The following is a 23,645-nucleotide window of genomic DNA, read 5'->3' on the forward strand; positions in this document are numbered from 1 at the left end:
GTGCATTGGCGCATGCGTGGATCCGATCCCCGTCCGCGGCCGGACGGTCGCGCGGCCGCGGTCCGCTAGACTGCGCCCGCCCACCAACGACAGCCGACCGGATGACCGCCACCCTTCCCGACCGCAACGACGTCCGCATCGCCATCATCGGCCTGGGCTATGTGGGACTCCCCCTGGCCGCCGCGTTCGGCCGCCAGTACCCCACGCTCGGCTTCGACATCGACGCCGCGCGCATCGACGACCTGCGCCGCCACCACGACCACACCCTGGAGATGTCGCCCGAGGAACTGCGCGCCTCCACCCACCTCGCCTGTTCGTCGGATCCGGCGGATCTGGCCACGTGCAACGTGTTCATCGTCACCGTGCCCACCCCGATCGACAACTACAAGCGGCCGGACCTGCGTCCGCTGGAGTCGGCCAGCCGCACCGTCGGCCGCGCGATCGCCCGTGGCGGGGTCGCGATCTTCGAGTCCACCGTCTATCCGGGCGCGACCGAGGAAGTGTGCGTGCCGATCATCGAGCACGAATCCGGGCTGGCGTTCAATCGGGACTTCTTCGCCGGGTACAGCCCCGAGCGCATCAATCCGGGCGACAAGGAGCACCGGCTGGAGACGATCCTCAAGGTGACGTCGGGCTCGACGCCCGAAGTGGCCGATTTCGTCGACGCGCTGTACGCCAGCGTGGTCACCGCCGGCACCCACAAGGCCTCGAGCATCCGCGTGGCCGAGGCGGCGAAGGTGATCGAGAACACCCAGCGCGACGTCAACATCGCCCTGATCAACGAGCTGGCGCTGATCTTCGGCCGGCTCGGCATCGACACCCACGAGGTGCTCGAGGCGGCAGGCACGAAGTGGAATTTCCTGCCCTTCCGCCCCGGGCTGGTCGGCGGCCACTGCATCGGCGTGGATCCGTACTACCTGACGCACAAGGCGCAGGAGATTGGCTACCACCCCGAAGTGATCCTGGCCGGGCGCCGGCTCAACGACAGCATGGGCGCGCACGTGGCGCAGCGGGTGGTCAAGCTGATGCAGCAGCGCGGCCTGCGCACCGCCGGGGCCCGGGTGCTGATCCTGGGCCTGGCATTCAAGGAGAACTGCCCGGACCTGCGCAACACGCGCGTGACCGACATCATCGACGAACTGCGCACCTACAGCGTCGAGGTCGACGTGCACGACCCGTGGGTCTCGCCGGCGCAGGCGCGCCACGAGTACGGCATCGATCCGGTCGCCGAGCCCGCGGCCGGCAGCTACGACGCCGTGGTCCTGGCGGTCGCCCACCGCGAGTTCGTCGCCCTGGGCGCGGACGGCGTGCGCGCGCTGTGCAAGCCCGAGGCGATCGTGTTCGACGTCAAGCGCGCGCTGCCGCGCGAGCGCGTCGACGGCTGCCTCTGACCTTCCAAGGAGTTTTCCATGCGCGTCCTGGTCACCGGCGCCGCCGGTTTCATCGGTTCCCACCTCAGCCACCGCCTGGCCGAGCGCGGCGACGAGGTGCTCGGCTTCGACAACCTCAACAACTATTACGATCCGGCGCTCAAGCAGGCGCGCCTGGACCGGCTGCTGCCCGTCCCCGGCTTCTCGTTCGTCAAGGGCGCGCTCGAGGACCGCGGCACGCTGGAGCGCGCGTTCGCCAACTTCCGTCCGCAGCGGGTGGTCAACCTGGCCGCCCAGGCCGGCGTGCGCTATTCGCTGGAGAATCCGCATGCCTACATCGACAGCAACATCACCGGCTTCACCAACGTGCTCGAGGCCTGCCGCCACGGCGGCGTCGAGCACCTGGTCTACGCCTCGTCGAGTTCGGTCTACGGCGCCAACCGGAAGCTGCCGTTCGCGGTCGAGGACAGCGTCGACCATCCGGTGAGCCTGTACGCGGCCACCAAGAAGGCCAACGAGCTGATGGCGCACACCTACAGCCACCTGTTCGCGCTGCCGACCACGGGCCTGCGCTTCTTCACCGTGTATGGCCCGTGGGGCCGACCGGACATGGCGCTGTTCCTGTTCACGAAGAATATTCTGGAGGGCAGGCCGATCGACGTGTTCAACCACGGCCGGCACAGCCGCGACTTCACCTACGTCGACGACATCGTCGAGGGCGTGATCCGCACCCTGGACCGCGTACCCGGCCCCGATCCCGACTACGACCCGTTCCTGCCCAACCCCGGATCGTCCAGCGCGCCGTACCGCGTCTACAACATCGGCAACCACAGCCCGGTGCAGCTGCTGCGCTACATCGAGGTGCTGGAGGACTGCCTGGGCCGCAAGGCCGAGAAGAACCTGCTGCCGATGCAGCCGGGGGACGTGCCCGACACCGAGGCCGACGTCTCGGCGCTGCAGCGGGACACCGGCTACACGCCGGCCACGCCGATCGAGACCGGCGTGCGCAACTTCGTGGAGTGGTACCGGGCGTTCTACGGCGCCTGAACGCGGCGCGCCCGCGCGCCTGGCGCCGCGGTGTCCGCGACAGCGGTGTTTTCGCGTTTGTCTTCGTATCGGAAACACCACGGGGACTCACCAATGCGCATGCTCCGCCTCGTCGCGGCCTTCTTCATCCTGCCCCTGCTCGGCGCGTGCGCGTCGAGCGTGCCGCAGTCGTCCTCGCCGCCGCCCGCGGTGCAGGCCCTGCTCGACGATTACCTGATCGGGGTCGACGACGAAGTCCAGGTGTCGGTCTGGCGCAACCCGGAGCTGGGGATCACCGTACCGGTGCGCCCGGACGGCAGGATCTCGGTGCCGCTGGTCGGTGACGTCGTCGCCGGCGGCCGCACGCCCGACCAGGTCGCTGCCGACATCCAGGAGAAGCTGGGCGCGTACGTGCGCGACCCGCAGGTGGCGGTGATCCTGACCCAGCTGCGCAGCCATGAATACCTCTCGCGGGTGCGCGTGACCGGCGCGGTGCGGCAGCCGGTGTCGATCCCCTATCGCCAGGGCATGACCGTGCTCGATGCGGTGCTCGCCGCTGGCGGCGTGACCGAGTTCGCCGCGCCCGATCGCGCCGACCTGTTCCGCCGCAACGAGGACGCCACCACCACGTCCTATGCGGTGCGCCTGGACCGGATCCTCAACCGCGGCGAACTGGACACCAACTACCCGGTCGCCCCGGGTGACGTCATCACCATCCCGGAGCGCACGTTCTGATGGCGCCTTCATCGCTGCCGGCGGCGCGGCCGCCGGCCCAGGCCCGCAAGGCCGACGACCTCAAGCCGGACGAACTGCTGGTCGTGCTCTACAAGGAAGCGCGCAAGCGGATCCTCGCCATCGCCGCCACCTTCGCCGTGGTGATGCTGCTGACCCTGTTCATCGGGCTGATCATCATTCCGCGCAACTACACCTCGTCGACCACGATCCTGGCCCAGGAAAGCGACATCATCCAGCCGCTGCTGGAGGGCCGCGCAGTCCCGACCGGCGTGTCCGACCGCGCCGGACGCGCACGCCAGATCGTGTACAGCAGCCGCGTGCTCGAGCGCATCCTCGAGGTCGGCGGCTGGACCGAGCGCGACCTGACCCCGCTCCAGCGCGACAAGCTGATGGAGGACATCCGCAACAACACCATGGTCAACGCCCCGCGCGGCGACCTGGTGCAGATCGACTACCGCGACACCGACCCCGAGCGCGCCTACCGCGTCGCCAACGCCTTCAGCACGTTGTTCATCGAGGAGACATTGGCGACCAAGGCGCGCGAGAGCCGCGACGCCTACGAGTTCATCGACAAGCAGGTCAAGGAATACCACGCCAAGCTCACCGGCGCCGAGCAGAACCTGCAGGACTACCGCTCCCGCAACGCCGATGCACAGCCGGGCAGTGCGACCGACACCAACACCCGCATCACCTCGCTGCGCAGCCAGGTCGAGCAGTCGCGCATGCAGCTGCTGGAACAGGAATCGCGCGCCGAGGCGATCACCTCGCAGCTGTCCGGCGAGTCGGCGGTGACCGCGGTGCACACCCGCGAGAACCTGTTCAACACCCAGCTGATCGAACTGCGCGCGGAACTCGACCGGCTGATGCTGACCTACACCGAACGCCATCCCGACGTGGTGCGCATCCGCCACCAGATCGAGGACCTGCAGCGCGCGCTCGCCGCCGAGCAGCAGCGCCGCGCCCAGGGCGGCGGTGCGACCGGCAGCGAAGAAGCCCAGCTCAACCCGCTGTACAACGAGCTGCGCAGCCAGCAGGCGCAGGCGCGACGGGAAGCGGCCGGCATCCGCTCGCGCATGGGCGTGGCGCAGACGCTGCTCGACCAGGAGCTCGACCGCAGCCGGCGCATCGCCGCTTCCGAGAGCGCGCTGGCCGAGCTGACCCGCGACTACGAGGTGAACCGCGAGATCTACCAGGATCTGCTGCGCCGGCGCGAGAACGCCCGCGTGTCGATGGGCCTGGACCAGGAGAACCGCGGCCTGACCCTGCGCGTGCAGGACCCGGCCACGGTGCCGCTGCGTCCCAGCGGGCTGCGCTTCATGCACATCGCCGCGGCCGGCGCGGTGCTCGCGATCGGCCTGCCGCTGGGATTGCTGTTCCTGCTCGCGCGCTTCGACCCGCGGGTACGCTCGCCGCGCCAGATCCAGACGCGCACGCCGTACACGCTGCTCACCGTGATTCCGCCCTACCCCACGCCGCGCGAGCGTCGCCGCCAGTCGCTCAGGCTCGCCATGAGCGCGGCGATGGTCTGCAGCGTGTTCGTGGTCTACGGGCTGGTCTTCGCTCTCAAGCTCGCGGCTGCCTGAGCGCACGCCCATGCAACTCCATACCCGCCAGGACCACCAGATGAATGCGTATCCGAACGATGCGGCCGATGCCCCCGACGGCGGGACGTCGCGCTCGATCGTCCGTGCCACCGAGCCGCAGGCGCTCACCACCCGCGCGCTCGAGGAGCGCCGGCTGATCCACCGCAACGACTCGGCACGGGTGCAGGCGGACGCGTTCCGCGACCTGCGCACGCGCCTGCTCGCCCAGCGCGGCGAGACCAACTTCGTCACCCTGGTGGCTCCGGTGGTGCCGGGCTGCGGCGCGAGCTTCGTCGCCCGCAACCTCGCCGCGGCGTTCGCGTTCGACGAGACCAAGGTGGCGACGCTGGTCGATTGCGACGCGCTGCACCCGGCGCAGCATGCCGCACTGGACGTCGAGGCACCCACGGGCGGCCTGATGGACTACATCGAAGGCAACGTCGGCGAACTGCAGCAGGTGCACTACCGCACCGGCCTGCCGCGGCTGTACCTGGTGCCGGCCGGCAGCGTGCGCGAGATCGCGGGCGAGTCGTTCTCGTCGCTGCGCATGCGCACCCTGGTGGACTCGCTGCGCAGCAGCCACTCCAACCGCTACGTGGTGCTCGACAGCCCGCCCGTGCTGCGCTCGCCCGACGCGCGCATCCTGTCCGACCTGGCCGACCTGATCGTGCTGGTGGCCGGCTACGGGCGCGTGACCACCGACCAGATCGAGAAGGCGGCGGCCAACTTCGATCCGGACAAGCTGGCCGGCGTCGTCTTCAACGACCTCCATTGAACCGCGACGGACTGCCCGCCATGACCTCCCGCCGGATCCCGACCACCCTGATCGCAGTCGCGATGGCGGGCGCCGTGCCTGGCGCCGCGCACGCCGTGCGCATCGACTACACCATCGACGCCGGCTACGAGCACGACGACAACGTCACGCTGAGCGCGGAGGACCAGATCGAGCAGGACATCGCCCGGGTCGGGTTCGGGTTCGCGCTCGAGCAGGCCTCGTCCACGGTGCAGGCGAGCATGATCGGCCGCATCGACCACCGCCGCTACGAGGACGTGTACGACAACCTGACCGACCGCATGTTCGAGGGCCGGTTGAACTGGATGGTCGTGCCCGACCGCCTGGCGCTGGTGCTCGAAGACAGCTACGGCGTGCAGACAATCAACCGCACCGCACCCGGTTCGCCCGACAACCGCCAGCAGGTGAACGTGCTGTCGGTCGGCCCCGACCTGCAGTTCGGCCTCGGCCCCGCGCGGCGCGGCGTGGCCGAACTGCGCTACATCAACAGTGACGCCGAGGTCACCCAGGAGTTCAATTCCGACCGCGTGCTGGCCGGATTGCGCATCCTGCAGGAGCTCGATGCCACGCGCACCCTGTCCTGGAACATGCAGGGCCAGCAGGTCGACTTCGACAACGACGAGTTCGCTCGCGATCACCGTCGCTACGAGGCCTTCGTCGGCTACCGGCACGTATTCCGCCGCTTCGACATGACCGTCGACGCTGGCTACGCCTATCTCGACTACGAGGACGGGCAGACCCGCGGCGATCCGCTGCTGCGCGCGGCGTTCGGATGGGAGCCGACCGAACGCAGCCGCTTTTCGGTCGCCCTGGCGAACCAGTTCTCGGACGCGGCCGTCAACGCACTCGACCAGATCGACACCACCTCCGGCGTGCCGGCATCGGTGCTGACGGGCAATACCACGATCACCGCATATGCCTACGAACAGCGCTCGATCGGCGTGGACTACACCTACACCGGCACGCGCCTGACGGTCTCGTTCAACGGCACTGCGCAGGAGCTCGACTACGTCGACGAAGCAGCGTCCGGCGAAGAAAGCCGTGGGGCGGGCGCGTCGCTGCGCTACCGCCTGCGCCCGACGCTGGTGCTGAGCGGCTCGGCCTACACCAACCGCAGCGAGTTCGGCGCGCCGGAAGGACGCACCGAGACCGATCGCCTCTACGCGATCGGCCTGGAGAAGGAATGGTCGCGGCACTGGAGCACGAACCTCAGCGTGACCCGCTACGAGCGCGAGAGCTCGGCCGCGGTCGGCGACTTCGAGCAGAACGTGGTCTACCTCAACCTGACCTACCGCAACCGATGAGCGAGCCCGCGTCGCCCGTCCGCCCTTCGCCGCGCCAGTGGCTGGCGGGCTCGCCGCATCCGCTCGCCGCGAACCTGCGTGCACTGCGTCGCGGCCTGCGCGACTTCACCCTACCGGCGCCGCGGGTACTGGTGCTGCCCTACCTGTGGCTGTTCCTCGGCCTGCGAGCGCTGGTGTTCGGCGCGCGCCGGCTGCTGGTCGCAGAGCCGCTGTTCAAGGCCTACTGCACGCGCCTGGGGCGTCATGTGACCACCGGCATCTACGTGCCCTGGATCCAGGGCAAGGGCGATCTCGAGGTCGGCGACCACGTCCACATCAGCGGCAAGCTGTCGGTGACTTTCGCCGCGCGCTTCGTCGCCCGGCCCCGCCTGCGCATCGGCGCGCGCACCGACATCGCCCACGACTGCAGGATCGTGGTGGGCAAGGAAGTGACCATCGGCGAGGGCGTGGAGATCGCCGGCGGAGTGACGATCCGCGATTCGGGCGGCCATCCGGCCGATCCGGCCCGGCGTGCCGCCGGTGCGCCGCCGGACGAAGCGGACGTCAAGCCGGTCGCGATCCACGACAATGCCTGGATCGGCTCGCAGGTGCTGATCCTGCCGGGCAGCGTGATCGGCGAGGGCAGCATCATCTCGGCGCATTCGGTGGTGGCCGGCACGGTCGCGCCGTACACCATCGTCGCCGGCAATCCGGCACGGCGCATCGGCACGCTCACCCCGCCGCCGGACCGCGCGCACCTGGTGACCGCGGCGCCCGCGCGCGCGCCCGTGCCGGCCGCGACGGAGACGCCGGCAGACGCCGCCGCGCAATCTCCGGCGCGCAGCAGCGCCGCCTGATCCGTCAGGGACCACCCGGGCCGCAGCGTTCGCGCGCCTGTCCCGAGCGCCGCTGCCCAAGGACGGCGACGGCCCCCTCGCAGCGTATCACCGGACCTCGTCCCGGCCCCCCGGCGCCAGTCGCGCGGTCATCGTCCGCGCGCAGGAAACCAGGCAGCGTCTGCGCCGCGGCTACACCAGCGCTTCGACCGCCTCGGGATGGCTCAGGAACGCGCGTGGGCTGGCGCTGCGTCCGTAGGCGCCGGACTGGAACACCACCACCAGGTCGCCGGGTTCGGCGCGGTCGAGTTCCATGCGGTCGGCCAGCAGGTCCAGCGGCGTGCACAGCGGGCCGACCACGCTGGCGGTTTCGGTGCCCAGGTCGGTGCGATTGACCGCCACCGGATAGTTGCGCCGGATCACCTGGCCGAAGTTGCCGGTTGCGGCGAGGTGGTGGTGCATGCCGCCGTCCACCACCAGGAACACCTGTCCGCGCGAGACCTTGCGGTCGATCACGCGGCTCACGTACACGCCCGCTTCGCCCACCAGGTAGCGTCCGAGCTCAATCACGATGTGCCCGCCGGGCCAGTCGCCCTGCAGCCGCTGCGACAGCTCGCCGAGGTTGTCGAGCACCGGGCCAAGGTCGAGCGCGCCCTCGCCGGGGGTGTAGGGAATGCCGAAGCCGCCGCCCAGGTTCAGGCTGCGCACCGGCGCGGGCAGCAACGATTGCCATTCCAGCGCCTGCTCGTAGCACTTGCGTTGCGCTTCGACGATCGCGGCGTGGCGCAGGTTCTGCGACCCGGCGAACATGTGGAACCCCTCGAAGCCGAGGTCCGCGCCGGCGACCTCGCGCAGCAGGTCGGGCACCGCTTCGGCATCGACGCCGAACTGGCGCGCGCCACCGCTCATCTTCATGCCCGAGGCCTTGAGCTCGAACGGCAGATTGACCCGGATCGCCACCCGCGGGCGGCAGCCGAGTCGTTCGCCGGCGCGGGCGAGGATCGCGATCTCGCGGAACGACTCGACGTTCACCAGGATCCCGGCCGCGACCGCCTGCGCCAGCTCCGCGTCCGACTTTCCCGGCCCGGCGAAGCTGATGTGCTCAGGTGCCATGCCGGTGTCCAGCGCCACGCGCAGCTCGCCGGCGGAGGCGACGTCGAGCCCGTCCACCAGCCCGGCCACGTGTCCCACCAGCGCCGGCATCGGATTGGCCTTCATCGCGTAGTGCAGCAGCACGTCAGGCGGCATCGCGCCGCGCAGGCCGCGCACGCGGCGCGTGATCCGCTCGCGGTCGTACAGGTAGCACGGCGTCGAACCGACCGCCGCCACCACCCGCGACAACGGCTGACCCGCCACCAGCAGTTCGCCGCGCGCGTCGCGTTCCCACGCCGGCATCGCGGATCCAGTCTCGGCCTTCACGTCCACCACCACTCCCGTTGCAGGACGCGCATCGCGCGCGTCATGCACATTCCGGCTGCTTCAGCCCATCGCCAGCAGCACCTTGACCAACACGTACAGCCCCACCACCGTCGCCACCGCCATCACCGGCCAGCGCACCAGGTGGGCGCCCAGAGAGAATCCCGCCAGGCCCGGGGTGCGGTCGCGCACCACGGAAAAGTGTGCGACCACCACGGCCGCCAGCAGGTACAGCAGGATCACGTAGCTGCGGCTGAGGAAGAACGCGGCGGTGAAGAACCCGACCAGCGACACCATCAGCGCCAGCGTGATCCTGCGATCCTCGATCCAATCCCACGCCTGCTCCTCCTCGCCCTCCACGAAACCGGGGTCGTGGCGCAGGATCCGGACCATCATCCAGAAGCAGTAGCCGACGAACGCCAGCCAGATCGTGAGCCCGATGATCCCGTTTTCGGCCAGGACCAGCACCAGCGAATTGTGCGCGGTGAGGTAATGGTACTCGGTGAACCGGCCGGTGCCGACACCGAACAGCGGGTTGGCCTGGAACATGTGGAGGCCCTCGTACCAGGCCTCCACGCGACCTGCCGCGGACTCCTCGCCCGCGTCGATCTGGCTGCCGCGCGAGGGCATCATCAGCAGCCCCGCCAGCGCGACCGCCCCCAGCGCCCCGGCCGCGAACCAGCCGCGCCGGAACAGCACGTACGTGCCGCCCATCGCCACCACCGACAGCAGGGCGCCGCGCGACTGGGTCAGGTACACGCCGTACAGCAGCAGCGCGCACAGCGACCACCAGAACAGCCGGCGCAGTCCCATCAGTCCGCCACGCGCGCCCAGGTAGGCCGCCATCGGCATGCTGATGACGAACAGCATGCCCAGGTCGTTGGGATCGCTGAAGATGCCCACGTACTGGATGCGCCCGTCATTGACCAGTTCCGCGCCGGTCCAGCCGGTGCCGAGCGCCACCTGCTCCACGCCGTGCAGTGCCAGCACCGAGGCGCAGATCACGAACACCGCCATCGTCATCACCACCCGCTCGCGCGTGTCCACCGCGTTCGCAAGCAGGAAAAACGAGACCACAATCGCGGCGAAGTTTGTGAACTGCTGCAGCGCGCCGCCGCTCCACCCGGTCAGCAGGACCGAGAGGCTGGTGGCCACCAGGAACAGCAGCAGCAGCAGGTACTGCGGTGCATCGAAGCGCTTGTTGCGCGACAGCAGCCACACGCCAAGCGCCAGCATCAGCGCCAGCGGCAGCAAGGGCACCGCGGCGAGCGGCGAGTCCGGGTATTCCTGCGGCCGGATCAGCACCAGCGCCAGGTACACCACCATCAGCGCGAACATCAGCATGACGGCCGCTCCGCGCAGCCGCGAGCACCACGCCCTGCGCCGGGCGTCGACGCACCCATGCCGCCCGTGTGCGCCGCAGTCCGCCTCGCGCTCACTGCAGCCTCAGCGCCCAGCGCTGCAGGAAACCGGACACGCGTCCGTGGACAAAGGGATACCGCTCCAGGAATTCGACCAGGTGACCGACATCGGACGCGCGCCAGGCGTTGAACATCACCGTGCTCGACAGGAACAGCAGCGCGAACACGAAGCCGGCAACCAGTTCGGTCCAGATCCCGGGCAGCGCCAGCACCAGACCGTAGGCCAGCAGGCCCGAAAGCGCCGCACAGCCGGCCAGGCGCATGAACTCGCGTACCGGCAGGCGCAGGCGCATCATCCGGGTGATGCCCACCGCGACCAGCGCGAACACCAGCAGCCGCGAGATCGCGTACGAGGCGACCGCGCCCAGCAGCCCCCAGGTCGGCACCAGCGCGAAGGCGAATGCGGCGGCGATGCCCAGCGACAGGCACGCGAACACCACCCGCATGCGCTGGTTGTCGGTGGTCGACAGCAGCGCGTTGAACGCGGCCTCGCCGAGCGTCAGGCCCCCGACCAGGATCATCACCCGCAGCGGCAGCACCACCTCGCCGTAGCGCTCGCCGTACATCAGGGTCACGCCCGGACGCGACAGCAGCAGCCCCACGCCGACCAGCATCAGCCCCAGGAAGAAGCAGTAGCGCAGCGAGTTGCTCATGATCGTGTTGGCGCGATCGATCCCGCCCTCGCCGAACGCGTGCCCCATGATCGGCATCATCACGGTCATCAGGCCGGACGCCAGCAGGTCCACGCCGCCGCGACTGAGCGCGGCCGCGATGGCGAAGAAGCCGACCTCCGCCGGGCCCACGGTCGCGTTGAGCAGGTAGGTCTCGATCGACTTGTTGCTGAACGTGTAAGCGAGCACCAGCAGCACCGTCCACGCCAGGTGGCTGCGCACCCGCGACGCCATCGCCGGGTCCGGATCTTCGCCCTCGACGACCATGCCGCCCCGGCGCAGCATCACGCGCGAGACCAGCGCGTAGCCGATGCTCACCAGCGCGAACGCAACCAGGTACGCCAGCAGCGGCGCGCCCATCGCCACCAGCACCAGCACGAAGGCGATGTTGGCCAAGCTCATCGTGACCGTGGCCCGCGCCTCCACGTCGAAACGACCGTAGCCCTTGGCCACCGACGCGTCGAAGATGTACACCGCCTTCGCCAGGCCGGCGACCAGCGCCACCGCCACGAACGCCGCCAGCGAGTTTTCCCAGCCGTCCGGCGCCAGCCAGCGGCTGCCCAGCGTGAACACCACCGCCACCAGCGCCAGGCAGGCGACCTGCCGCCGCAGCAGCCAGCCGTGCACGCGACGCGCGGACTCCGGCGACTTGCGGCCCAGCGATTCGGACACGAAGCGGATCGCGGTGGAGCTGATGCCGTTGTTGCCGACCGCCAGCAGCATGCCGGCCATCCACACCACGTAGGAGTAGCGCCCGAAGTCGGCCGGCCCCAGGTGACGCGCGATGATGATGCTGACCAGCAGGCCGACCCCGTAGGTGACGTAGGTCGAGCCCATGATCATCACCGCGGCACGGATCGCCGCGGCACCACTGAACTGCTGGCTCATGAAGCGCCCTGAATGGATGGATCAGCCCCCCGGTGGCGCAACGCGCCCGCGACCGCGGCTCTTGGGAAACAACGGCAATCGGGACGCGGAACGGCCATCCACGGGCGGCGGCGTGTCCGGCCGGCCCCGCGCTTGCCGTGGTATGTTCCGGCCGCCTTCGCGCCCGTACCCTGCGACGTACCCGCGCCTGCGCGCGCGGCGTCCGCGATGTCCCACTTCCCACGCCCGGCCCATGGACCAGACGACTCCCCGCGGCATCCTGCATGTCGTCAACTCGCTCGACTACGGCGGGCTCGAGCGCGTGGTCGCGGACCTGGCGATCGAACAGCGCGCGCGGGGGCACGACGTGCGCGTGTTCAGCATCTGCGAAACCGCCGGCTTCCGCGATGGCCTCGAGGCCGCGGGCGTGCCGGTGCTGGTCGCCGGCAAGCGCAGCACCCTCGACCTGCGCGTGCTGCGCATGCTGCGCCGGGCCACGGCCGGCGCGCAGGTCGTCCACAGCCACAACTTCGTCCCCAACTACTACGCCGCGACCGCCCTGCTCGGCCTGCGCGGCAAGCGGCTGGTCAACACCTGCCACAACATGGGGACGCGCCTGGACAACCGCCGCCTGCGCCTGCTGTACCGCTGGTCGCTGGCGCGCACCGCGCGCGTGGCGATGGTCGGCGAACAGGTGCGCCGGCGCTTCGTCGACGACGGCACCGTGTCCGACGCCAGGGCGGTGACGGTGCTCAACGGGATTCCGGTGCAGCGCTTCGGCCACGATGAACGCGCGCGCATGGCCGCCCGCGAGCGGCTCGGGATTCCCGCGTCGGTGCCGCTGATCGGCTGCGTCGGGCGCCTGGTCGCGCTCAAGCACCACCGGCTGCTGATCGCGTCCGTGCCGGCCCTGGCCGTGGCGCAGCCCGACCTGCGCGTGGTGCTGGTCGGCGACGGACCGGAAGAGACCGCGCTGCGCGCGCAGGCCGCGTCGCTGGGTGTCGCCGACCGGATCCTGTTCACCGGGGCGCGCGACGACGTGTCGACCCTGCTGCCCGCATTCGACGTATTCGCGTTGCCCTCGCGCACCGAGGGGCTGTCGATCGCGCTGCTCGAAGCCTGTGCGGCCGGAGTCGCGGTCGTCGCCTCGGCGGTCGGGGGCAATCCCGAGATCGTCCGCGACGGCGACACCGGGCGCCTGTTTCCGGACGACGATGGCGACGCGTTCCGCGCCGTGCTGCTGGCGCTGCTGGCCGATGCCGGCGAGCGCCGCCGGCTCGGCGACGCCGCGCGTGCGTGGGTCGCCGCGCACGCGTCGGTCGAGGCGATGGCGACGCGCTACGAGCGGCTGTACGGCGACGCGCTCGCCGGCTGACGGCGCGGCGCCAGGCCGGGTCCGGCCGGGGCAGGACCAGGCCGCAGCATCGCCCGCCGATGTCGCACTCGGGGCCAATTCCATGGCCGCACATGACGCCCCCCGGCGAAGGAGCGCGCCGGGGCGTCCGCCGGGTCAGCCCGTCGCGGCGCGCCGCTGCTCCGCAGCCTGGACGCCGTAACCGGGACGCGGGATGACGTGGTCCCGGTACTGGCCCGGATCGCCCCTCAGCCCGGCCTCGGCGGCCTTGGCGATGTTGTAGGCCTCGCGCGCGCTCACGTAGTGCAGCTTCCAGTCGCGACCGTCGTTGTAGCGCGTCTCGAGATACGTATGCGCCTGGTCCATCGCCTGGCCGAGCAGTGCGTCCATGTCCTCGTCCTCGGCCCCATGGGTGTGGATCTTGACGAAGATCCATTCCGGGCGGCCCTCGACATGGATCCCGGTCTCGACCCAGGCATCGATGCGGTCCGGGGTGGCCGGGGCGACCGCGCGGATGTCGGAGTTCTCGATCCGCGGCAGCAGCCCCCACTTGCGGTTCTTCCAGCGGAAGCCGAGCGGACCCTGGATGATCATCAGGTCGCCGTCGGTCCCGCCCCCGGCCTTCACCCGCGGGCCGGTGTCGTGCGACTTCGGCCGCGCCGGATCGTCCTTGGCGTAGTAGATTCGGTTCACCGCGCGGGTCTGGCACGGATCGGGCGCCGACGGCAGGGTGAAGTCGGCGTAGCAGCCGGTCTCGCGGAGCACGATCAGTTCGTTGTCCACGCCGCAGTGGCGACCATGCGGGTGGCTGTTGTCCAGCGCCCAGTTGCCGTGGATGAAGGCCCAGCGCGGCTGTCCGGTGGCCGGGTCGCGCGGCAGCGCGTCGTGGCGCGTGGCCAGCAGCTCGGTGAACCGGGTCAGGGTCGCGCGCAGGTTGGCCTCGGTGTCGTTGTCGTGGTGCAGGTGGATCTCGATCTCGCCCAGCCCCTGCCGGCACAGCTCGACCAGCGCGTCGAGGTGTTCCTCGCGGTACTCCTCTTCGGGGTAGAAGAACGAGTGCACCGGGGGCCGGCCGTCGGCGTCGCGATGGTTCGCGCACAGCACGGGCAGGTCGCGGTGCCAGCGCGCCACGCGCGCACGCTCCTTCGCCAGGTCGGGCTTGCCCCACGCCGGCTCGTAATGGTCGACGAAGCAGAACATCAGGTGGCGCGTGGTGCCGGCCGGCACCGGCGCGCGCCAGTCCTGGCGCATCCACGCCAGCAGCCATCCGGTGAGGTTGCGCCGGCGGGCCATCCACCAGGCGAAGGCGAGCGCGGCGAGTCCCAGCAGGCCCAGGGCCAGCAACAGCAGAGTCATCGGTGTCATCCAGTTGGCGGCGCGGGGCCAGGCATGTTGCAGGCGGGCAAGTCCGGAACGTGCGACGACCGCGGTATCCCCCGCGACCTCGCGCAGCCCGTCGCCGGTGGTCGGCGTGCCCGGCGGGCGGCGCGCCTCGAGCGCGCCGATCGCCGCGCCGGACGCGGGCTGCTCGAAGGCGCCGATCGTCGGCGCGCTGTCCGGGCGCGGATCGCCGACGATGTCCTCGGACACGTCCGGCAGTCGCGTGGCGGCCGCCAGTGCGGCACTGCCGGCGAGCGGCCGCCCGCTGGCGTCGACCAGGAAGTGCGCCTGCACGCTGTGCGCGTCCACGCCCATGCCGCGTCGCCAGCCGTCGAATCCGGTGACCGCCATCGCCAGCGGGGAATCCGGGCGCTGATCGACGAAGCGGCACGGGCGTCCGCCCTGGGGGTAGCCGTTGAAGTCGATCCGCGGCGTCCCCCTGAGCGCGGACAGGCCGCCGAGCTCCGGCGACCAGCGGATCTCCACGCAGTGGCCGCCGTCCTGCACCACCAGGTTGTTGAGCATCGAGACATTGGTGTTGGGCGGCCGCCCCGCCTCGCCGTACCAGTCCTGGAACACGATCCCGAAGAACAGCGCCGACTGGCCGTCGCGCGCGGCGTCGATGATCGTGTTGTGCGCGACCACGGTGTCCAGGGTGGCGTACAGGCCGATGCCGGCGTAGCGCGTATTGCGCACCACGTTGTTGCGCACGATGCCGCGAATCGCCTCGTGGTAGCCGGGATTGGCGGCGAGGTCGAAGAATCCCACGCTGGTGTCGAAGCCTGCGAGGATACCGGCGTCGCCGGTGTTCTCGATCCGGTTGCGCTGGACCACCACGTCGCGCGCGCCGCCCTTGAAGTACAGCCCGGTGGTGGCGACGTCGTGGATGTAGCTGTCCTCCACCACCATGCCGTCGCCGTTGACGTTGTCGATGCCGTCGGCGTTCTCCGCGTCGCGGCGCCCGGTGCCGTGGATCTCGACCCGGCGGATGGTCGCGCGTCGCGACCGGGGCGTGATCTTGATCCCGTCGCGTCCGGTGTCGCGGATCAGCAGGTCTTCCAGCACCACGTCGGAGGCGCCGATGTCGGTGTCCGGGCCGTCTTGGTACCAGTTGGTCTGCAGCATCACGCCGTAGTAGAAGCCGCCGCTGATCTCCAGGTTCGACAGCACGCTGCCGGAGGCGTCCGGATCGATCTGCACCACAACCGAGTCGGGCGTCTTCGGGTCGCAGTGGATGTGGGCACGCCCCTCCGGCCCGGATCGCAGCGTCAGCCGGGTGCGCAGGCGCACGTCGCATTCGTCGTAGCGGTTGCGGCCGGCGCGCCCGTCCAGTTCGATCACGTCGCCTTCGCCAGCGGTGCCGCTGGACGTGTCGAGCACGCGCATGACGGTGCGGAACGGCCGCTCGGCCGAGCCGTCCCCGCGCACGTCGTCTCCGGCGCCGGAGACGTGCCACGTCCTCGCCGCGACCGGCCCGGCCGCGAGCAGCGCGAGCGCCAGCGCGAACCCGCAAAGTCCCCTGATGCTGTGTCCGGCCATGCGGCGCGCGTACTCCTGCCTCGTCTGGAGCGGGCCGGCGCCCGCGAGCGACCCGACACCGGTGATTGGGTGGATGCCTTCGGAAACGCGGTTTGCACGTCCGTGCGGCCACGCGGCCGCCTGGTTCCGCTTTCTGCGTAACCCTGTCCGGGAAGGCGCGAAAGCCCGGGCGCAACGTGGCCCGGGATCCGCGGGGGATTGGAGCTGAAGGACGTGAAAAAGCGCATCGCCGCCAGGATCCTGTCGCGCACCGGCCTGGACCGGCTGCTCGCGGCGCTGCTGCCGCCCGAGGGGATCCTGATCCTCAACTACCACCGCATCGGCGACGGGCGCGATTCGCCCTACGACCGGGAGCTGTGGAGCGCGGACGAAGCCGCCTTCGATGCCCAGGTCGGGTGCCTGGCGCGCCATTGCGACGTGATCTCGCCCGGCGACATCGATACCGTCGCAGGCCGTCGCGGACGCCACGTGCTGGTCACCTTCGACGACGGCTACATCGACAACTACCGGGCGGCCTTCCCGATCCTGCGCGCGCACGGCGTGCCGGCGACCTTCTTCATCGCCACCGGCTTCATCGACCATCCGCGCCTGCCGTGGTGGGACGAGATCGCCTGGCGGGTGCGCTCCACCGGGCAGGCGCGGCTGGACCTGCGCCCGTGGCTGCCCGAGCCGCTGGTGCTGGCCGATGCGCACGAAGATGCGATCCACGCGATCCTGTGCGCGTACAAGTCGCTGCAGGCCACCGAGTCGGCGCAGCTGATGGACCGCTTGCGCGAGGCCACGGACCTGGCCACGCCCGATCGCGTCGACGGACTGTGGATGGACTGGGACATGATCCGCGAAATGGGCGCGGCCGGCATGACCATCGGCGGCCATACGGTCGACCACCCGGTGCTGTCGCGCCTGCCGGTGGAACGCCAGTGCGAGGAGGTCGAAGGCTGCGCGGCGCGCATCCGCGCCGAGACCGGGCGCCCGATGGAGTACTTCGCCTATCCGGTAGGCAGCCAGTGGGCATTCGACGCCGACACCCGCGCCTGCCTGGAAGCGGCCGGCGTGCGGCGTGCGTTCTCGTACTACGGCGGTCACGCGAGCGCAGCCTCGCCGCGGTTCGACACGCCGCGCATGGCGATCGAACGCGACGTCGCCCTGCCCGACCTGGCGGCGATGCTGTGGCTGCCGCGGCTGTTCGCCCGGGTCGATCCGGCATGAGGGCAGCCTTCCGGTGGCCGAAGCGCAGGCGATGACCCCGCAGACCGACTTCATCGCCCTGTATCGCGAACTGGGCATCGATCCGGCGTGCTCGCCGGATGCGTTCAAGCGCGCGTACCGGCGCCGCGTCTCGGAGCTGCATCCCGACCGCAGCCAGGAAGGCGCCGGCGGCGAGGAAGCGCTGAAATCACTCAACCTCGGCTATGCCGCGGCGCTGGAATTCTTCCACGTGCACGGCCGTTTTCCCGGCGCGCCCGTGGTGACGGTACCGCGCGCGCCCTCGCCCGTGCCGGAGGCACCGCCGGTCGAGCTCGACGGTGACATCGACGCCCGGACGATGCCGGGCCCGCGGCCACCGCAACGGGCCCGGCGCTGGCTGAGCGTCACGCTGGCCGCACTGGCGGTCCTGGTCGTGGGCATGCAGTTTGCCGGCAGCGATCCGGCCACCGCCGACGCCCCGGTGCGCACGCAGGCGCGATTCGACGCGCGTCCGACGGCGACGGTGGCCGTGACGGCGCCGCAGGCGATGCTCGAGATCGGCATGCCGGCACGCGACGCACTCGACGCGCTCGGCGCGCCGACCGACACCGCGGAGGACGGACGCCTGTGGCACTACGGCCCGTCCTGGGTGCGCCTGGCCTGCCGGGAGGTCGTGGACTGGTACAGCTCGCCGCTCAAGCCGCTGGGCCACGCGCCGATGCATCCCGACGCGCCGGCGACCGACGACACCCCGCGCGGCTGCACCGAGCTCGACCCCGCGATGCTGCGGCGCGGCTGAGCCCCGGTCGTCGGCGACCGCGGACCGCCTGGAACCTGCGCCAGACGCGCGTGCGCAGGCACGCCACCGCCATGACTCAGGCCGCGGCTTCCTCGTCCGGCGCCGGGCGGCCCTCGGCTTCGGCCTGCAGCACGCTGCGGCGGATCTTGCCGGTATTGGTCTTGGGCAGCGCGTCGCGGAACTCCACCGTGCGCGGGATCATGAATTCCTCCAGGTGCGCGCGGCAGTGGGCGAGGATGGCGCGCGCGTCGAGGTCCTCGCGGTCGCTGACCACGATCGCCTTCAGCGCATGCCCCATGATCGGATCGGGCACGCCCACCAGCGCGGCCTCGCGGATGCCGGCCAGCGCGTAGAGCACGTTCTCGACCTCCTTCGGGCTGACCTTCTCGCCGCGCGACTTGAGGATGTCGTCCTTGCGCCCGACGAAATACAGGAAGCCCTCGGCATCCATGCGGAACAGGTCGCCGGTATGCAGCACCTTCTCCCAGGGATAGCGTCCGGGACGCAGCGCCTTCGCGGTCGCCTCCTCGTTGCGCCAGTAGCCCTGCATCACATGCCCGCCGCGCACCACCAGTTCGCCCACGGTGTCCCGCGGCAGCGGCCGGCCCTCGTCGTCGGCCACCCAGACCTCGGTGCCCGGGATCGCGATGCCGACGCTGTCGGGGCGCTTCGCGAGCTGGTCCGGCGGCAGCCAGGTGCAGCGCTTGGATTCGGTCATCCCGTACATCGAGAACACCTTCGCGTTCGGGAAGATCTCCTGCAGCCTGAGGATGTGCGCCGGCGGCAGCGCGGCCGCGGTGTTGGTGATGTAGCGCACGCCCTGCGCCCACGCCGGGTCGAAGTTCCCGATCTGCACGATCAGCGCGGCCATCGTGGGCACCAGCGGGAAGCCGGTGACCTTCTCCGAGGCCAGCAGCGGCAGCACCTTCTGCGGGAACGCGAAGGATTTCTCCAGCACCAGCGTGGCGCCCATCTTCACGCACATCAGGAGCTGGTACAGGCCGTAGTCGAACGACAGCGGCAGCACGCTCAGCACCACGTCGTCCTCGTGCGACTCGAGGTAGGTGGTGATCGAGGCGGCGGCGTGCTCGATGTTCTTGTGCGTCATCATGACGCCCTTGGGATTGCCGGTGGATCCCGAGGTGTAGACCAGCATCGCCAGGTCGATGTCCACGCCCGCCGGACGCGCCGACGCGCAGCCCGGTGAAGCGACCGTGGTGAAGTCCGCGTACGCCAGCGCGACGCCGCCGGCGTCTCCGGGCAGCGCGTCCACGACCACCACGCGGCGCACGCTGGGCGCCTGCGCGGCGGCGGCGAGCGCGACCGGCGCCAGGCTGGCCTGGGTGAACAGCACCGCAGCCTCGCAGTTGTTGAGCACGAAGGCGAGCTTGTCGGTCTTGGTTGTGGCATTGACCACGCTGAACACGCCGCCGGCACGCAGGGTGCCGAAGATCGCCACCGCGGTCTCGACCCGGTTGTCCAGGAACACCACGCAGCGATCGCCGTTGGCGAAGCCGGCGTGCTCGACCAGGCCGTCGGCGAAGCGGTCGGCGGCGGCATCGAGTTCGGCATAGCTGGTGCGGGCGCCGGCCTGGACGATCGCCGCATGCCCCGGACGACGCCGCGCCGCGAGGGTGAGGTGGTGCTCGTAGCGGTTCATGCCAGGGTCCCGGCCTCGCGCTGCTTGCGCTCCGCGTAGGCGGTGATGCCTGCGATGCTGCCGAGGTTCTCGGGCACCACGTCCTCGTCGTCGACGACGAAGCCGAAGGTTTCCTCGAGCCAGGTCACCAGCGTCAGCACGCCGATCGAATCGATGATGCCGGCTTCCAGCAGGTCCATTTCCCCGGGCGGCTCGCCGCCGTCGCTGGGAAAGGTGGTGGCGATGAAGTCGCGGACGGTCTGTTGCGTGGATGCCATGCGGGTGTCTGGGTCGTGGGAACGGGAAGGCGTGCCGGGCACGCCCGCGGCGGGGTCGCCGCGGTCGGATTGGAACAGATTGCGGCGGTGGACGGAACCGCGACGGCGCTCAGCGCGCGCCGCGCCTGAACAGCACGACCTCGACGGTCTGCAGCAGGATCATGAAATCGAAGAACAGGCCGTGGTTCTTGACGTAGAACAGGTCGAACTTCAGCTTCTCGCGGGCGTCGTTGACCGAGGCGCCGTAGGGATAGCGCAGCTGCGCCCAGCCGGTCAGGCCCGGCTTCACCGAGTGCCGCACGTTGTAGTAGCGGATTTCCTCGTTGAGCTGGTCGACGAACTGCGGCCGCTCGGGGCGTGGTCCGACGAAGCTCATGTCGCCGGCGAGCACGTTGAACAGCTGCGGCAGCTCGTCCAGCCGGGTGGCGCGGATGAAGCGGCCCACCCGCGTGGTGCGATCGTCGTTGGTGCTGGCCCAGCGCGCGACGCCGTCCTTCTCCGCATCGGTGCGCATGCTGCGGAACTTGGTCAGGTCGAAGGTGCGGCCGCCCTCGCCCACCCGGGTCTGGCGGTAGAGGATCGGCGAACCGGACTCGGCCCACACGCACAGCGCCACCACCAGCATGAACGGCCAGGCGACCAGCAGCAGCACCAGCGCAGCGGCGATGTCGAAGGCGCGCTTGCTGAGCCGGCGCGGGAACGAGTGGTCGAAACCTCCGGAGAACACCAGGGTGGACGGGTCGGCGATCTCGAGCTTGATCAGGCCGGCCTCGCGCTCGAAGAACGCCGGCAGATCGACGATCGCCACGCCCATCTGCGCGCACTGCAGGATCTGGTCCATCGGCAGCCCGCCGCGGCGTTCGTCCGGCGCCACCACGATCTCGTGCGCGTGCAGCTCGAGCGCAAGCTCGCGCAGCGTGCGCCCCTGCAGCGGAACCAGCAGATCCTGGGAGACCACCTGCGCCTGGCCGTCGATCGGGATGAAGCCGACCACGGTGAAGGCCTTGCGGTCGCTGCGGCGACGCAGGCGGCGGTTGATCAGGTCGGCATTGCTGCCGGCGCCGAGGATCAGGATGCGGCGCTTGAACGCCTCCATCCCGAACAGGCCGTAGACCAGCAGCCGCAGGAAACAGATCAGCACGAAGCCGATCAGCAGAGAGAGTGCCAGCACGCCGCGGCCGATGTAGGTCGAGGGCAACGCGTAGTACAGGACCAGCAGGCCGACGCCGCCGAAGGCGAAGCCCAGCCCGATCCGCAGCATCAGGTCGATGCGGTTGTGGCGCACGTGCGGCTGGTACAGGCCGAACGCGGCCATCGCGCCGGTGACGAACACGGCCACCAGCAGCGACCGCACCGGCGCCGTGTCGATGAACAGGCCGCGGCTGGCGGGGTCGTCGATGAAGCGCAGCCACACCGCCACGGTCACCGCGAGCAGCAGGACCGAGAGCTCCAGCAGCCAGACCACGCGGATGGTGCGGTTGGCCCGGCCCGCGAATGCGCCGATCACGATGCCCACCCGCGCGGGCGACACACGGGCGGCTGCGCCGCCACATGCCCACGATGCAATGCGTACATGGTCCAAGCCCCCTGATGCCGTTGCGATCGAACGACCACGCCGGCCGTGCCGAGTCGTGGTCGCCTGATTCAACGCATTTCCCGCCGGGGGCAGGACAGGACGCGGTGCGGCCGCCGACCCGTGCGGGGTACCGGCCGCGCCAGGGCACCGACGCCCTGCCGGTGCCGGTGCCGGTGCCGGTGCCGGGGTCAGCGGATCAGCGCTGGACCTCGCGCGACGCCGCGGTGGCGCCGCGATGCAGCCAGCTCTGCAGGCGCGCCCACAGCATCAGGGCGGGCGGCGCGACGCGCACCGGGGATGCGGAGGCGATTGGCGAATGGAGCGTCCGATCCGCGACCGGAGCCGCGACTGACGACGGCACGGCCGCAACCGGGGACGCCGGGGCCGCACTGGACGTGGACCGGATCGCCGCGACCGGCTGCGGCGACGCGGCGGCGGGCGACGCTCCGTTGGCCGACGCGCCACCGACGCCCAGCGGCTGGCTTCCGCTGCGCCGGATGCGGGTCGGCGGCGGCGCCGAGGCGACTTCGTCCGCGCCCAGGTCGTAGGGCGCGCTGCGCGCCTGGCGGTCGATGTCGTCGGTCACCTGCGCGATGGTGGTGCCGGCGTCGGTCGCCGGGCTGTTGGCCGGCAGGCGGCCGTTCGCATCCACCGAATACGCCGCCTGCTTGCTGTTGGCGTCGACGTTGAGCGCGTTGCGCCACTGCGACAGGCTGCCCTGGCTGAAGCCGCTGCCCGGGCGGCTGTCGCGGAACACGCAGCCGTTGCCGTAGCCGTTCCAGTTGGTGCCCGGAGAGCCGCTGAGGCCCGACAGCCCGCCGAGCTCGCTCGAATGACGAATCTCCACGCAGCGGTTGTTGGCCTGGATGACGAGGTTGTTGACGATCTTCGGATTGACGTTCGCCGGCCGCTTGGCCGCCGGATCGTAGTCCTGGAAGGTGACGCCGAAGTAGATCGCCGAATGCGCACCGGTGGCCGTATTGACGATGGTGTTGTTGGCCACAACCGTGTCTTTGGACGCATACAGGCCGATGCCGGCGTAGCGGGTGTTGCGCACCACGTTGTTGCGCACGATGCCGCCGATGGCTTCGTAGTAGTTCGGATTCACCGCCAGGTCGAAGAACTCGGGACTGGTGTCGAAACCCACCAGGATGCCGGCGTCGCCGGTGTTCTCGATCCGGTTGCGCTGGATCACCACGTTGCGCGCGCCGCCCTTGAAGTAGAGGCCGGTGGTCGCGGTGTCGTGGATGTAGCTGTCCTCCACCACCATGCCGTCGCCGTTGACGTTGTCGATGCCGTCGGCATTGCCGTCGTCGCGGGTGCCGGTGTTGCGGATCTCCACCCGGCGGATGGTCGCGCGGTTGGACTTGGGCGTGATCTTGATCCCGTCGCGACCGGAGTCGCGGATCAGCAGGTCCTCCATCACCACGTCCGAGGCGCCGGTGTTCGAGGACGGACCACCCTGGTACCAGTCGGTCTGCAGCATGATCCCGTAGTAGAAGCCGCCGCTGATCTCGAGGTTGGCGATGCGGCTGCCCGAGGCCCCCGGATCGACCTGGATCGTCACCGAGTTGGACGTGGACGGATTGCAGTGGATCAGGGCGCGCTCGCCCGACGGCGAGCGCAGCGTGACCCGCTGGCGCAGGCGCACGTTGCATTCGTTGTAGGTGCGGTTGGCGGACGGCGCGCGCACGGTCACGGTGTCGCCGGCGCGTGCGGCCGACAGGCCACGCTGGACGGTGCGGTAGGGACGCGACGCACTGCCGTCGCCGCTTGAATCGTTGCCGCTGGTGGAGACGAAATATTCGGCCGACCAGGCCGGTGCGGCGGCCAGCGCCAGGACCAGCGCGGCCATCAGGGTACTGCGGGGCATGCGGGCTACCTCGGGTAT

The 23,645-nt window shown here is 70.4% G+C and carries 18 protein-coding genes; 10 read left to right on the plus strand and 8 right to left on the minus strand.

The genetic code is table 11. The annotated features are described in order from the left end of the window. The first annotated feature begins 101 nt into the window (after nt 1–101). The 7 genes from QFW81_RS08200 (at nt 102) to QFW81_RS08230 (ending at nt 7,647) form a co-directional block, all read left to right on the plus strand. Nucleotides 102–1,391, plus strand: coding sequence for a nucleotide sugar dehydrogenase (locus tag QFW81_RS08200; RefSeq protein ID WP_280578213.1), 1,290 nt, complete (start codon nt 102–104; stop codon nt 1,389–1,391). An 18-nt stretch (nt 1,392–1,409) separates the two neighbouring features. Then, nucleotides 1,410–2,417: an NAD-dependent epimerase gene (locus QFW81_RS08205; RefSeq protein WP_280578214.1), complete on the plus strand. Its 1,008-nt coding sequence runs from the start codon at nt 1,410–1,412 to the stop codon at nt 2,415–2,417. Nucleotides 2,418–2,510: 93 nt separating this feature from the next. Next, on the plus strand, nt 2,511–3,131 hold the full coding sequence (locus tag QFW81_RS08210) for an XrtA/PEP-CTERM system exopolysaccharide export protein (protein WP_280578215.1): 621 nt from the start codon (nt 2,511–2,513) through the stop codon (nt 3,129–3,131). Then, nucleotides 3,131–4,714 (plus strand): XrtA system polysaccharide chain length determinant, encoded by a 1,584-nt coding sequence (locus QFW81_RS08215; RefSeq protein ID WP_280578216.1) that lies wholly within the window; start codon nt 3,131–3,133, stop codon nt 4,712–4,714. Before QFW81_RS08210 ends, QFW81_RS08215 begins: the two co-directional genes overlap by 1 nt. A gap of 10 nt (nt 4,715–4,724) precedes the next feature. Beyond that, on the plus strand, nt 4,725–5,489 hold the full coding sequence (locus QFW81_RS08220) for a P-loop NTPase family protein (RefSeq protein WP_280578217.1): 765 nt from the start codon (nt 4,725–4,727) through the stop codon (nt 5,487–5,489). 20 nt (nt 5,490–5,509) lie between these two features. Next, on the plus strand, nt 5,510–6,811 hold the full coding sequence (locus QFW81_RS08225) for an outer membrane beta-barrel protein (protein ID WP_280578218.1): 1,302 nt from the start codon (nt 5,510–5,512) through the stop codon (nt 6,809–6,811). Next, the gene (locus tag QFW81_RS08230) at nt 6,808–7,647 is read left to right on the plus strand and encodes an acyltransferase (protein WP_280578220.1); all 840 of its coding nucleotides are present in this window, start codon (nt 6,808–6,810) and stop codon (nt 7,645–7,647) included. Before QFW81_RS08225 ends, QFW81_RS08230 begins: the two co-directional genes overlap by 4 nt. 171 nt (nt 7,648–7,818) lie before the next feature. Here the strand turns inward: QFW81_RS08230 and QFW81_RS08235 are convergent, their stop codons facing one another. From QFW81_RS08235 to QFW81_RS08245, 3 genes are all read right to left on the minus strand, one after another. Then, a complete protein-coding gene (locus QFW81_RS08235; RefSeq protein WP_280578221.1) occupies nt 7,819–9,093 on the minus strand; it encodes a pyridoxal-dependent decarboxylase, exosortase A system-associated in 1,275 nt (424 codons plus the stop codon). A 12-nt stretch (nt 9,094–9,105) separates the two neighbouring features. Further along, on the minus strand, nt 9,106–10,386 hold the full coding sequence (locus tag QFW81_RS08240) for an O-antigen ligase family protein (RefSeq protein WP_280578222.1): 1,281 nt from the start codon (nt 10,384–10,386) through the stop codon (nt 9,106–9,108). A 91-nt stretch (nt 10,387–10,477) separates the two neighbouring features. Further along, on the minus strand, nt 10,478–12,022 hold the full coding sequence (locus tag QFW81_RS08245) for an oligosaccharide flippase family protein (protein ID WP_280578223.1): 1,545 nt from the start codon (nt 12,020–12,022) through the stop codon (nt 10,478–10,480). 232 nt (nt 12,023–12,254) lie between these two features. Here QFW81_RS08245 and QFW81_RS08250 point away from each other — a divergent pair, with 232 nt between their 5' ends. Then, nucleotides 12,255–13,376, plus strand: a complete 1,122-nt coding sequence (locus QFW81_RS08250; RefSeq protein WP_280578224.1) for a glycosyltransferase — start codon at nt 12,255–12,257, stop codon at nt 13,374–13,376. Nucleotides 13,377–13,511: 135 nt separating this feature from the next. Here QFW81_RS08250 and QFW81_RS08255 read toward each other — a convergent pair whose 3' ends face one another. Next, on the minus strand, nt 13,512–16,274 hold the full coding sequence (locus QFW81_RS08255; RefSeq protein WP_280578225.1) for a right-handed parallel beta-helix repeat-containing protein: 2,763 nt from the start codon (nt 16,272–16,274) through the stop codon (nt 13,512–13,514). Nucleotides 16,275–16,487: 213 nt separating this feature from the next. Between QFW81_RS08255 and QFW81_RS08260 the strand changes: the two genes are divergently transcribed. Then, on the plus strand, nt 16,488–17,483 hold the full coding sequence (locus QFW81_RS08260) for a polysaccharide deacetylase family protein (protein ID WP_280578226.1): 996 nt from the start codon (nt 16,488–16,490) through the stop codon (nt 17,481–17,483). A gap of 31 nt (nt 17,484–17,514) precedes the next feature. Continuing rightward, entirely contained in the window at nt 17,515–18,261 is a 747-nt protein-coding gene (locus QFW81_RS08265; RefSeq protein ID WP_280578227.1) for a J domain-containing protein, read from the plus strand. Between the two features lie 76 nt (nt 18,262–18,337). On the opposite strand, the gene QFW81_RS08270 is transcribed toward QFW81_RS08265, so the two are convergent. From QFW81_RS08270 to QFW81_RS08285, 4 genes are all read right to left on the minus strand, one after another. Next, nucleotides 18,338–19,921, minus strand: a complete 1,584-nt coding sequence (locus QFW81_RS08270) for a class I adenylate-forming enzyme family protein (protein ID WP_280578228.1) — start codon at nt 19,919–19,921, stop codon at nt 18,338–18,340. After that, nucleotides 19,918–20,178: an acyl carrier protein gene (locus QFW81_RS08275; protein WP_280578229.1), complete on the minus strand. Its 261-nt coding sequence runs from the start codon at nt 20,176–20,178 to the stop codon at nt 19,918–19,920. Before QFW81_RS08275 ends, QFW81_RS08270 begins: the two co-directional genes overlap by 4 nt. 109 nt (nt 20,179–20,287) lie before the next feature. Next, nucleotides 20,288–21,709 (minus strand): TIGR03013 family XrtA/PEP-CTERM system glycosyltransferase, encoded by a 1,422-nt coding sequence (locus QFW81_RS08280; RefSeq protein WP_280578230.1) that lies wholly within the window; start codon nt 21,707–21,709, stop codon nt 20,288–20,290. Between the two features lie 241 nt (nt 21,710–21,950). Continuing rightward, nucleotides 21,951–23,627, minus strand: a complete 1,677-nt coding sequence (locus tag QFW81_RS08285; RefSeq protein ID WP_280578231.1) for a right-handed parallel beta-helix repeat-containing protein — start codon at nt 23,625–23,627, stop codon at nt 21,951–21,953. Nucleotides 23,628–23,645: the final 18 nt, after the last annotated feature.

Source organism: Luteimonas kalidii (genome assembly GCF_029887935.1).
Classification (GTDB): Bacteria; Pseudomonadota; Gammaproteobacteria; order Xanthomonadales; family Xanthomonadaceae; genus Luteimonas; species Luteimonas kalidii.

Bases quoted from the DNA above. Each gene is read 5' to 3' on its own strand.
- QFW81_RS08225 (WP_280578218.1), top strand. From the start codon at position 5,510: ATGACCTCCCGCCGGATCCCGACCACCCTGATCGCAGTCGCGATGGCG.
- QFW81_RS08230 (WP_280578220.1), top strand. From the start codon at position 6,808: ATGAGCGAGCCCGCGTCGCCCGTCCGCCCTTCGCCGCGCCAGTGGCTG.
- QFW81_RS08250 (WP_280578224.1), top strand. From the start codon at position 12,255: ATGGACCAGACGACTCCCCGCGGCATCCTGCATGTCGTCAACTCGCTC.
- QFW81_RS08285 (WP_280578231.1), bottom strand. From the start codon at position 23,627: ATGCCCCGCAGTACCCTGATGGCCGCGCTGGTCCTGGCGCTGGCCGCC.
- QFW81_RS08220 (WP_280578217.1), top strand. From the start codon at position 4,725: ATGCAACTCCATACCCGCCAGGACCACCAGATGAATGCGTATCCGAAC.
- QFW81_RS08215 (WP_280578216.1), top strand. From the start codon at position 3,131: ATGGCGCCTTCATCGCTGCCGGCGGCGCGGCCGCCGGCCCAGGCCCGC.
- QFW81_RS08245 (WP_280578223.1), bottom strand. From the start codon at position 12,022: ATGAGCCAGCAGTTCAGTGGTGCCGCGGCGATCCGTGCCGCGGTGATG.
- QFW81_RS08270 (WP_280578228.1), bottom strand. From the start codon at position 19,921: ATGAACCGCTACGAGCACCACCTCACCCTCGCGGCGCGGCGTCGTCCG.
- QFW81_RS08205 (WP_280578214.1), top strand. From the start codon at position 1,410: ATGCGCGTCCTGGTCACCGGCGCCGCCGGTTTCATCGGTTCCCACCTC.
- QFW81_RS08255 (WP_280578225.1), bottom strand. From the start codon at position 16,274: ATGGCCGGACACAGCATCAGGGGACTTTGCGGGTTCGCGCTGGCGCTC.
- QFW81_RS08210 (WP_280578215.1), top strand. From the start codon at position 2,511: ATGCGCATGCTCCGCCTCGTCGCGGCCTTCTTCATCCTGCCCCTGCTC.
- QFW81_RS08240 (WP_280578222.1), bottom strand. From the start codon at position 10,386: ATGCTGATGTTCGCGCTGATGGTGGTGTACCTGGCGCTGGTGCTGATC.
- QFW81_RS08265 (WP_280578227.1), top strand. From the start codon at position 17,515: ATGACCCCGCAGACCGACTTCATCGCCCTGTATCGCGAACTGGGCATC.
- QFW81_RS08275 (WP_280578229.1), bottom strand. From the start codon at position 20,178: ATGGCATCCACGCAACAGACCGTCCGCGACTTCATCGCCACCACCTTT.
- QFW81_RS08200 (WP_280578213.1), top strand. From the start codon at position 102: ATGACCGCCACCCTTCCCGACCGCAACGACGTCCGCATCGCCATCATC.